Genomic DNA, 4,269 nt, shown 5'->3' with positions numbered 1-4,269 from the left:
AACCGACGAAGATAACGCGAGAAGATGGTTCTTATGTGGAGTTGAAATATGATGACTCTTTACGCTTGGAAAAAGAAACTTATTATGATGCCAATGGAGTGCAAGAAGAAGAAATTGCTTACAGTTACGATGCCGAGGGAAATCGTCAGACAGTATCGAGTGGAGAAGCACAAGGAAGTTACGATTACGAGAACATTCATCAGTTAACGCAAATCGATACAAGCGAGGGATTGGAGACTTATTATTACGATGATGGGGGACGATTGGAAACCATAACGAGAGAGGGGGAAACGTGGCAATTGCGCTACAATGCAGACGATTTGATTATCGAAGTGAAGAAGGGAGAAAATATTGTAGTGCAGTATGCTTATGATAGTGCGGGTCGTCGGGTGGAAATGATGGATGGAGAGGGAGAAAAGGATTATCTGGTGGCTCCATTGATGGGAGGAGGGTTAGAATCACCTCATTTGGTGATGGATGGAGTAAACGATCCTTTGGCTGCTTATGTTTATGCCGGAAATATGCCGTTGATGCGTTTGGATGAGCAAGGAAATCCGACTTATTATTTAGAGGATGGCATGGGTTCGATTGTTAGTTTAGCGAACAATTCTGGGGTTGAGGTGGCAGAGTTTGAATATGATAGTTTTGGTAATTTGCGCGGTGATAGTTTCATTGCCAATGAGTTAGGAGGAGATTTCCGTTTCCAAGGACAATGGTTGGAGTCGAATACGGATTTCTATCATTTCCGAGCAAGGTATTACGATCCGGAAACGGGAAGGTTTGTCAGTCGCGATCCGATTGATATTATTGAGACTGAGCCGGAAAGTTCTAATCCCTATCAGTTTGTCTATAATAATCCTCATATTTATAGCGATCCTACGGGAATGTTTACGATCCAAGAACAAGCAGTTACGAGACAAATTCAAGGTATATTAAGAAAAATGGGAACAAAAGTCAGAAAGCAGGCCTTAGAAAATGCAATTGATAAAGCAAAGGATGTGGTATCGAAAAATATAGAATCGATTTTCAATAAAATAATACCTGCAGATGTCCAAGATTTAGTTAATATAGCTTCATTAAATAATCCAAAAGATGAATTATTCCTTGGAAATATGCTTGAAGATATAATTCTTGATACAGCCTTAAAACCAGTTCTAGGTAAATTGGGCGATTTTGTATGGAGGGAAACTTTTCTTGAGATAGATTCTGGAAAACCTCTCAGCACAGGCTATCGTCTATCTACCGGTAGTCCTAGCGATAATAAAGATCCCGGTTTAAAAGGAGGTAGTCCACCTAATGCAGATTTTCTTATTTCCGCTACTGTTCCAGACAATATTCGTCGAGGAGTTGGAGCGTTTAACAAGGCTTGGATGATCGGAGATGTTAAATTATCAGCTAAAAAGCCTGTCGAACAAATTCTTGATAAAAGACCTAAAGCGAAAAAGGATCAGTGGTTAGCAATGAGAAATTTTTCCCAACACTATCAATATATTCCTGCTGTTACCTATGTGTCGTTATTTACCTACGATCAGACACAGATTCAAAAGGCTAAAGATGAAGCTCTAAAACCTAAGAATGGAAGTCCCGGAGTACTGCTCAACATTATTTCTTTACTTAATATCCCAAGACCTGAAAAATAGTTACAAACAATCACTAATTAAATTATGCTTTCTTTCTTTGAACTAAGAGAATCTGTAGACAAGGAATTATATCCTCCTTCAGGTAACTATGTACCTGATGAAGATTGGGATGCTTTTCTTGAAGAAAATAAACAAATGACTTGGGATGAACTTTTCAGAACGCAAAAAGATGATCTTAATAGAACGTTTACTCTTAGCATTCGAGCATGTGAAAAATTACTAAATTCTAATACACCATTTGATATTAACGAGAAAGATTCTGATGGAGCGACAATTTTGATGGATATTGCTTGCACAGATCGCCTCGATCTTGTTAAAACATTAGTTGCAATGGGAGCAAACACAAATGAGCAGAATGACGATGGTTATTACCCTCTTTTCTGTGCGGCTGGGTGTGGGAGGCAAAATATCTACAATTATCTTCTTCCTCTAACTGACCCCGAACTACATTCCCGTGCAGAAAATGAACTAGAGAAAGGTTTAATCGAAAGACAAATAGATGAAGAATCTTACTTTACTTCTTACGTATTTAATTATGCAGCTTTAATCGGCAATATAAAAGCAGTTGAAACTGCAATTAATCAAGGTGTGGATATCAATACAGCAATTTCTGGCAGTACAGCACTTCAAAATGCAGTTGAGAATCGTCAATTATCTGTAGTACAAATGCTACTAGCTGCTGGTGCCGATCCAAATATGAGAGGAGAACAAGACTATTTTGGTCAGCCTGTAATTGTTATTGCCGTAGAACGTTCTAGCGATGAAATAATTCAGGAGATTCTTAATACCGAAGTTGACGTTAATGAACGCGGACGTGATGGATTGACAGCATTAATGATTGCAGCTTGGAATCTAGACATCAAAACAATACAAATGTTATTGCACAAAGGAGCAAATGCTAATCTCAAAGATATTCATGGTAATACAGCCCTCTCTTTAGTTCAGAGGCAAAGAGAAGATGTAAAGGAAAATACTAATTTAACTGAAAAGCTCAAACACATTGTTCAAATTCTCCTTGAAGTAGGAGCAACAGAAGACTAAAAAAATAGAAAAATGTAAACTTACGATTCTCGCGGCAACCTCCTCGCCATGAAAGACGGGGAAGGTACAGTCATTCAATCCTACGTCTACGATGCACGCGGTCGGGTCATCGAAGAAAGCGACCCCTTCGGCACCACCTACTACAACAACTTCGATGCCTTTGGCAATCCTCGGTGGATGCAAGATGCTTCAGGAGAGATAACCACCTCGACCTACAACCCCAACGGTCAAATCCAAACCATGACCGAAAACCCCGGCACCCCAGAAGAAGAAATCTCCACCTTCACCTACGACGGTTTGGGACGAGAAGACTATACCGACTATGGGGATGGAGTCTGGGTGGATTATGATTACGAAGGAGCAGGAGGAGATTGGACGACCCTAGAAGCTCCCACCATCGGGAAAATCGAGCGAAAATTCAACGACGACGGCAGTTTGGGAGGTTGGATTACCCCCGGAAACGAGGAACTCACCTTCGAGTACAACAACACCGGACAATTAGAAACAGAAATCACCCCCCACGGCACCACCACCTACAATTACGACAGTCTCGGACGAGTGCAGTCAGTCCTTGACGAAACAACAGGAGTAGAAACGATTACCCATTACGACACTCATTATGAAATCAACAGTTATCAAGACCCGGATGCCTTAGCAGACAATCTCATCGGACGGGTAGCAGCACGAGAAATCGCCCTTCACGATGCCGAAGACACCCGCTACATCACCCATTACACCTACTATCCCGACGGTCAAATCAAAACCATGACCGACGCAAAGGGAGAAACGTGGCACTATCGTTATACCGATACTACCGTCACCATCACCGACCCCCTCGGACGGGAAACCACCACAGTGCAAACCTCAGAATATTTGCCCTCAGAAACTCGCTATGCAGACGGGACGAATTCGACAGTAGATTATCTATTCGATAATAATCTCCTCGAAGGGACGGATTATCCCACAGAAATCACAGACCAAGCAGGACGAGACAGAGACTTCACCTATGATGAATTGGGTCGATTGGAAAGTGCCACAGATTGGGGAGACACGACCTACACCTATCATTACGATGAAAACGGTTTCGATTACAGCGTTCGCAATGCCAATGGAGAGACAGTTCTCGGCTACAATTACGATGAGAATGGAGATTTAGAAACCGTTACCTATCTCGATGAGAGTCAGCGCTCTTTTGTTTACGACCCCATCACCAATGCTCTCATGCAGGAAACCTTACCCTCTGGAGAAGCGATCGATTACGAATACGATGCAGATTCAGGATTAGAAACGCGACGGGTTTATTCCCTCAACGGAAACCCCCTCCATGAAGTCGTCACCGATTGGAACTTTGAAACCGGACAGCTTCTAAGCGTCACAGACCCCACCGGAACGACTGCTTACCATTACGACCCCGATACGGGAGCATTTGCCGGAATAGACTATCCCAACGACAGCAGCATTCGCTATCAACGGGATATATTAGGACGAGTAGAAAAAGTCACCGTCAAACCCGACAAGAATGGAGCAACGGAGTACGTCACCGAATACGAATACGATGCCAATGGTAACATCGAGAAAGTCACCGATC

Annotated in this window: 2 protein-coding genes and 1 pseudogene; all 3 read left to right on the top strand. The window is 42.4% G+C overall.

Translation table 11 applies throughout. The annotated features are described in order from the left end of the window. On the top strand, positions 1–1,640 hold a 1,640-nt coding region (locus tag JUI58_RS04990), incomplete at its 5' end, for an RHS repeat-associated core domain-containing protein (RefSeq protein ID WP_204102649.1). Between the two features lie 24 nt (positions 1,641–1,664). Continuing rightward, a complete protein-coding gene (locus JUI58_RS04985; RefSeq protein ID WP_204102648.1) occupies positions 1,665–2,681 on the top strand; it encodes an ankyrin repeat domain-containing protein in 1,017 nt (338 codons plus the stop codon). Positions 2,682–2,729: 48 nt separating this feature from the next. Next, a pseudogene (locus JUI58_RS04980) lies at positions 2,730–4,269 on the top strand (RHS repeat protein); the annotation flags it as partial.

The sequence above is a fragment of the Spirulina sp. CCY15215 genome (assembly GCF_016888125.1).
Classification (GTDB): domain Bacteria; phylum Cyanobacteriota; class Cyanobacteriia; order Cyanobacteriales; family Spirulinaceae; genus CCY15215.
Note: the sequence above shows the minus strand (reverse complement) of the source record. Positions and strands in the feature narration are given on the sequence as shown.